Raw genomic sequence first — 6,264 nt, forward strand, 5'->3', positions numbered from 1 at the left:
CCTTACCATACAATCTTTTTCCCGGTTGCAGCCGATTCCTCAATGCGATCCAGTAGCTGATGCAGCTTTAAGGCATGGTTGAAATCAGGAGCGAGACGGGTATCCGTCAAAATATCCTCGGCAAAAACATAATGAGCCTTGGCTACATTCAGGGTTACCCCTTCTTTTGGGAAATCCAGGCCGCTATCAGGCTCAGCAGTTATACTTATTTGTTCAAAAGCCCCATTAGGACCATGACTCTGCGTACTACTTGAATCATACACAAGTTTTTCAAGCGTTAGATTCCCAAATTGAACATGCCCAAGCGAAGGATTCTGTGTCAAACGCAAAATGCCCTTTTTCCCCTGAATCTCTATCTCAAACTTAGGATTCACTCCACCTTGAATGTGAACGGATACCGGTGCTCCTTTTTCCAATAGTCCGTGAATCAGAATCTGATCGGCTGTATCCTTGGAAATGATTTCACCCGTTTCCTGAATAATGGCTTCGTTATAGCGGGATGATGTGATGGCCGATAGCTCGCGGAATTTGCCAACGATGTATTGCAGCGCATCCAGGGAATGCCCGCCATTAATCGTGAGCAGATTAGCCCCGTTGGCTCTTTTCAACAAATAAGCAGTGTCCTGATTGACTTGTCCTCCTTTGCCGGGAGTAGCTACTTGCATATGACAGGATATAATTTCACCAATCTCTCCGCCCTCCACGAGCTTTTTCATCGTTTGCACTTCAAGATCCTGCCGTGCCTGCAAGCCGACGGTATGATGAATGCCTGCCAGTTCCGCCGCCTTGGCCATTTCAGCAGCTTCCGCAGTGTTTGCCCCCAAGGGCCATTCACAAAAAATATGCTTTCTCTCTTGAATTGCCGCCATCACCGCCTCGTAATGATGGGGAACTTTTATGCTCACCACGACCATGTCCACATCCTCGGAAGCTGCGAGTTTTTTGGCATCATCAAAAGCCAGTGCCGCGCCTACTTCTTCTGCGCTTTGTCGCGCACTCTCCATACGAGAGGTACCGACGGCAGTGATATCCAGGTTCGAGTGCTTGAGCAAAGCCGGAATATGCGTTTGACTGGCCCATTTATTATTCATTGAACCTCCTACGATACCTGCACGAATCTTCTTTTTGACCATGTTGCCATACCTCCTGATTTTTTAATTGAGGGTGGAAAATAATGTACAAGGCCAATATAATACACTTAACTCATAAATAATAATGCTTGTTTGTGATATAGGTATCATTTTATTTGATGGGAGGTAAAGGGATGGATATTGAAAATATGCAGGCATTTGTTTCGGTGGCGGAGCTGAGAAGCCTGACAGAGGCAGCCCAAAAGTTGAATCACCTGCAATCGAATATGACGGCCAAAATAAAGAAGCTGGAGGCCCATTACGGCACAGCGTTATTTTATCGAAAGCCCCGTGGTATGGAACTCACACCCGCTGGAGAAACCTTGTATGCTCAGTTCAAGCAAATGTTGTTGCTATGGCAAGACACGGAGATGAAAATGAGACCGCAGGAGGAAAAGCTGCGCATCGGTACGATGCAGTCCATCGTGGCCGGCGAAACAACGAGGGCACTCACGAAGGTATATGAGCTGTATCCGCAGGCTTCAGTTACATTAAAAACCGGAACCACTACGGAAATGGAGCGATTGATCCTCGACGGCGAACTCGATATTGCTTTTGTTACAGGGTATCCCACCAACCCGTATATTCATTATCAAAAAATATGCCGTGAAGAACTGGTGCTGGTGGGGAAAGGCATACATGAAGGCTCGGATCTCAAACAGGTACTGCAAGGAGCGTCTATAATCATATTGTCGGATGGCTGTCTGTACCTCACGTATTTAGAGAAGATGTATCAGGACATGCAATTGACCCATGGCGAGGTAGTGGAGGTCGGTGTGTTTGATACGATGGTACAATTTTCCTTGATGGGAATGGGAATCACCCTCATGTCCAAAAAGCTGGCGCGGCAATTTAAAGTAACATCCTATTTGCCCGCTCCCCCAACCTTCGGTTACATGGATACATATTTAATAACCCGGCCAAATCACGAAATGACAGCGATTGAACATAAATTTATCGAAATCAACAATACGATCTAATAGATAGGAGAGACATTGGATGACAATCAATCAAGGCAAAATGGTGTTCCTGACGGCCTGCGCCCGAATCAGGCAGGCCACGAGCGGATGGCGGCCCGCATTATCGGATTTATGAATACACTGTAATGTATGGACCATTTCATCGTTTTATCGTATGACCCTGCTAACTACAAATTCTAGAATGCTCAGGCTATTCGTTTAGCGTGAGCATTTTTTTGTGATTGTAGGATTTGTATATACAGACTTGTCTCAGGACTTGTTTATTTTTAGTGGGAGTGTATAATACTTGATATATCAATTGATGCGTCAAGTATTAGGAGGAGGGTTTGTCATCGAACATTGCTCTGAAAAAAGCCAGTTGTTTTATCGTATGCATCTTTTGTGTAAAGAAATGAATAACGCTTTTGAAGCACAGTTAAAAACCAGCTTTACCAAGGTCGAAATTTTGTATCACATTGATCATCGTCAGGAACTTAGTCAGCTGGAGCTCCAACATCTGCTCGTTCTGGATGGTGCAGCAGTGACTCGACATCTGAGAAGGCTGGAAGAGGAAGGTCTGATTTTACGTAGTAAAAAAGAGCAGGATAAGCGTGTGACCTATATACGTTTGACCGACGAATTAGGGGTTCAAGAGCTGCAAGTTTTGTCAGAGCAAAGACAAGCCTTTCAGGAAAAGCTTTTATGTAAGTTTACAGATGAGGAAATTGTGGCTTTGACAGATGTGCTACAACGTATGTCTAGCAATGTGAAGAATATGTAAAATATGCGAGGGGGAAATGAATATGAAAGCCATCGTTATAGATCAGTATGGAAGCAAGGATGAATTGAGAGAAAGAGAAGTACCTACTCCTACACCACAGGCTCATCAAGTTGTAGTCAAAGTGGCGGCTACCTCCATCAATCCAATTGACTGGAAGCTGCGTGAAGGTTACTTAAAACAAATGATGGATTGGGAGTTTCCGATTATTTTAGGCTGGGATGTAGCCGGCACTATTTCGGAAATAGGCAGCGAGGTCACCGATTGGAAAGTGGGAGATGAAGTGTTCGCACGCCCGGACACCACCCGATTCGGTACTTATGCCGAGTATACCTTGGTGGATGACCACCTGTTGGCACGTAAACCTGCCTCAATTTCTTGGGAGGAAGCTGCATCTGTACCTTTGGCAGGGTTGACTGCTTGGCAGGCGCTCTTTACACATGGTCAACTGACCAAAGGGGAAAAAGTATTAATCCACGCAGGTGCAGGTGGCGTAGGCATGTTTGCTATCCAGTTTGCCAAACAAGCCGGAGCCTATGTCATTACTACAGCCAGTGAGCGTAATCATGAATTGCTCGCTTCATTGGGAGCCGACCAAATCATTGACTATCGTACAACTCGTTTTGAGGAAGTTTTATCTGATGTGGACGTAGTGTTCGATACGATGGGCGGGGATGTTCAGAAGAACAGCTTTAAGGTAATGAAAAGAGATACCGGCCGGATCCTATCCATTGTAAGCAATTTTGACGAAGAGCTGGTGAAGGAGTACAACGTAACGGCCAAAAATATATGGCTGGAGCCCAACGGACAGCAACTACAGGAAATTGCCGATTTGTTAGAGCAAAAGAAAGTAAGATCGGTAGTAGGAGCTACGTTTCCTTTTTCACAAAAAGGTTTATATGACGCACACGCTTTAAGCGAAACCCACCACGCTGTCGGTAAAATTGCAATAACCTTCTCATAAGGACGCATACACATATACAGCATGAAAGGAATTGCACACGATGAAGGTTTTAGAAGATTATTTTCACTACTATGATTTAGCAAAAGATGACGAGAAGAGTAGAGAACGATTAATTAGCCTTTTTTCTGAGAAGATTGAGTTTGTATTAAATGGTGATCGTAAACAAGGTATGAACAGTTGGAAAAGCTTTTTGAATATGTTCTTTGAGGGATCGCTCGAAATCAAGCATATGTATGAAGGTTGGAAACCCGTACCCAAAGAACCTGATACCTATCAAACCAAGTGGGCAGTGTGTGGTAAAAAAGCAACAGGCGAGGTTTATACACTTACTGGAGTGGACAAGGCCAGGCTGGATGCGGAAGGTAAGATCGTTTATCTGGAAAATATACCTGACACAGCAAATGCCTTTGATAAGTATAAAAATATCTGATTCCTCTAAATGATAACCCGTCAGCTGTATAATAGCTTGCGGGTTTTCTGTTTTCCGAACAATACATATGTGTTCAATTTGTAACATTCGCTTTTTCTGTTGACAAGCAGTAGGTGAGAGCCTAAAATAACGAATGTAATAATATAGCGCATATGAATGCGAATATTACTTCAAACGAACGACAACAATACGAGTATGCTTTGCGTAGGAGGAATTACGACTCATGGAGCGTTTCTTTAAATTAAAGGAACATGGCACGAACGTCCGCACAGAGATTATTGCGGGGATTACTACTTTTATGACCATGGCTTATATTCTGGTGGTCAACAATACCTTTTTAGGTCCGACTGGAGCAGGTATGCCCAGTGAAGCTGTCTTTTTTGCGACGGCGGTAGGTGCAGGTTTGGTTACCATACTAATGGGATTATTCGTTAATGTGCCGATCGGGATGGCGCCGGGTATGGGATTGAATGCTTATTTTATGACTGTAGTCCTGAGTTCCAATGGCATGATTACTTGGCAAGCGGCACTTGGCGCTGTATTTATATCCGGTATCGTCTTTCTGATTTTAACCGTGACACGAGTAAGACAGATGCTGCTTGTTGCGGTTCCGGAAAATTTAAAGACAGCCATTACAGTGGGTATCGGCTTGTTTATTACGATTGTCGGCTTCAAGCTTTGTAATCTGGTTATGGTGAGTATCGTTCCAGGGACAGATGTTGGTCAACCAGTTCCGGGTCATGCTTTTAATTTGATTTTGGGAAGTCTGGTACATCAAAAGGATGCATTGCTGGCCCTAATCGGATTGCTTATTATAGCAGCACTGATGGTCGTTCGGGTCAAAGGTGCATTGCTGATTGGGATCGTAGCTACTACATTAATTGGTATTCCGATGGGAGTAACGAATCTGAGTAGCTTGACAACAGGCAACTGGATTCCTGATTTCAGTAATTTGGCTGTAGGCCAGTTAGACTTGAAAGCAGCTTTGCATATTGGTCTGTTTGATATCATTTTCATTTTCACATTTGTAGAGTTGTTTGATACGTTCGGCACCTTGGTAGGTACGGCTACACGCGCGGGCATAATGAAGGATAAGAAAAAAGGCGAGAAAATTATCGGTAAAGCGATGCTGGTGGATGCTGTTGGGGTAAGTACCGGTGCAGTATTGGGTACAAGTACGATTACAGCATTCGTAGAAAGCTCCGCAGGGGTAGAAGAAGGCGGACGTACCGGACTGACTGCTGTAACGACAGGTGTTCTGTTCTTGTTGGCCCTGTTTATTGCACCGTTGGCTCTGGTTGTGCCTTCTGCTGCTACTGCTCCAGCTCTGATTATCGTTGGGGTCCTAATGATGAGTCAGGTTCGGAACATCGACTGGGATAACTTCCTGTTGGCTTTTCCTGCATTTTTGACCATCGTGCTGATGCCTTTTACAGGTGGAATCGCGAATGGTATCTCTGCTGGTATTCTGTCTTACGTTGTGTTGGCTGTGTTCAGTAATCTGTTTACCAGCAATAAAGTTAAAATTCACTGGCTCATGTGGGTGCTTGCTATTATTGTAGTGATCCGCTTTGCCTTTATGGGCTCTGAGTAATCAGTAGATATAGAATACAGAACCTCTTTCCTGTAATGCTTAAGGGAGGAGGTTCTTTTTTTGTAGTTAGGGCGGGTAGTTACAAAGGGACTATTATATAGAAGGAAAACAAATAATAAATATAGCATTGTGAAATCTTATCTAATAAATGCTTGCAAAAAGGATATGCATATGGTATATTCTAATTCCGGCCAAGAAATACAATATTGCGAGCGAGTGTTACAAAAAAAGATTTCAAAAAATTGCTTGCAAAGTTGGTTCGGACATGATATGATATAAGAGTTGATGAAGTGAAAAAATGAATCAACGAAAAACGAATGTTTGATCTTTGAAAACTGAACAACGAGTGAGTACGGATTTTGTTTACAAAATCCAACGCTGAAATTTTGGTACATGCCTCAGGCTGTAT

Annotated in this window: 6 protein-coding genes; 5 read left to right on the forward strand and 1 reads right to left on the reverse strand. The window is 43.6% G+C overall.

The window, feature by feature from the left end:
• Window positions 1-2: 2 nt before the first annotated feature.
• A complete protein-coding gene (locus AC5ELV_RS21255) occupies window positions 3-1,133 on the reverse strand; it encodes a Gfo/Idh/MocA family protein (protein WP_493431752.1) in 1,131 nt (376 codons plus the stop codon).
• A 131-nt stretch (window positions 1,134-1,264) separates the two neighbouring features.
• On the opposite strand from AC5ELV_RS21255, the gene AC5ELV_RS21260 reads away from it, so the two are divergent.
• The 5 genes from AC5ELV_RS21260 (at window position 1,265) to AC5ELV_RS21280 (ending at window position 5,855) form a co-directional block, all read left to right on the forward strand.
• On the forward strand, window positions 1,265-2,110 hold the full coding sequence (locus AC5ELV_RS21260) for a LysR family transcriptional regulator (RefSeq protein WP_493431753.1): 846 nt from the start codon (window positions 1,265-1,267) through the stop codon (window positions 2,108-2,110).
• A 286-nt stretch (window positions 2,111-2,396) separates the two neighbouring features.
• Window positions 2,397-2,870, forward strand: a complete 474-nt coding sequence (locus tag AC5ELV_RS21265; RefSeq protein ID WP_493431754.1) for a MarR family winged helix-turn-helix transcriptional regulator — start codon at window positions 2,397-2,399, stop codon at window positions 2,868-2,870.
• A 22-nt stretch (window positions 2,871-2,892) separates the two neighbouring features.
• On the forward strand, window positions 2,893-3,831 hold the full coding sequence (locus AC5ELV_RS21270) for an NADP-dependent oxidoreductase (protein WP_493431755.1): 939 nt from the start codon (window positions 2,893-2,895) through the stop codon (window positions 3,829-3,831).
• Window positions 3,832-3,871: 40 nt separating this feature from the next.
• Window positions 3,872-4,261, forward strand: a complete 390-nt coding sequence (locus AC5ELV_RS21275; RefSeq protein ID WP_493431756.1) for a nuclear transport factor 2 family protein — start codon at window positions 3,872-3,874, stop codon at window positions 4,259-4,261.
• A gap of 223 nt (window positions 4,262-4,484) precedes the next feature.
• Window positions 4,485-5,855, forward strand: coding sequence for an NCS2 family permease (locus tag AC5ELV_RS21280; protein ID WP_023987039.1), 1,371 nt, complete (start codon window positions 4,485-4,487; stop codon window positions 5,853-5,855).
• Window positions 5,856-6,264 lie beyond the last annotated feature (409 nt).

Source organism: Paenibacillus sp. NMA1017 (assembly GCF_058895805.1).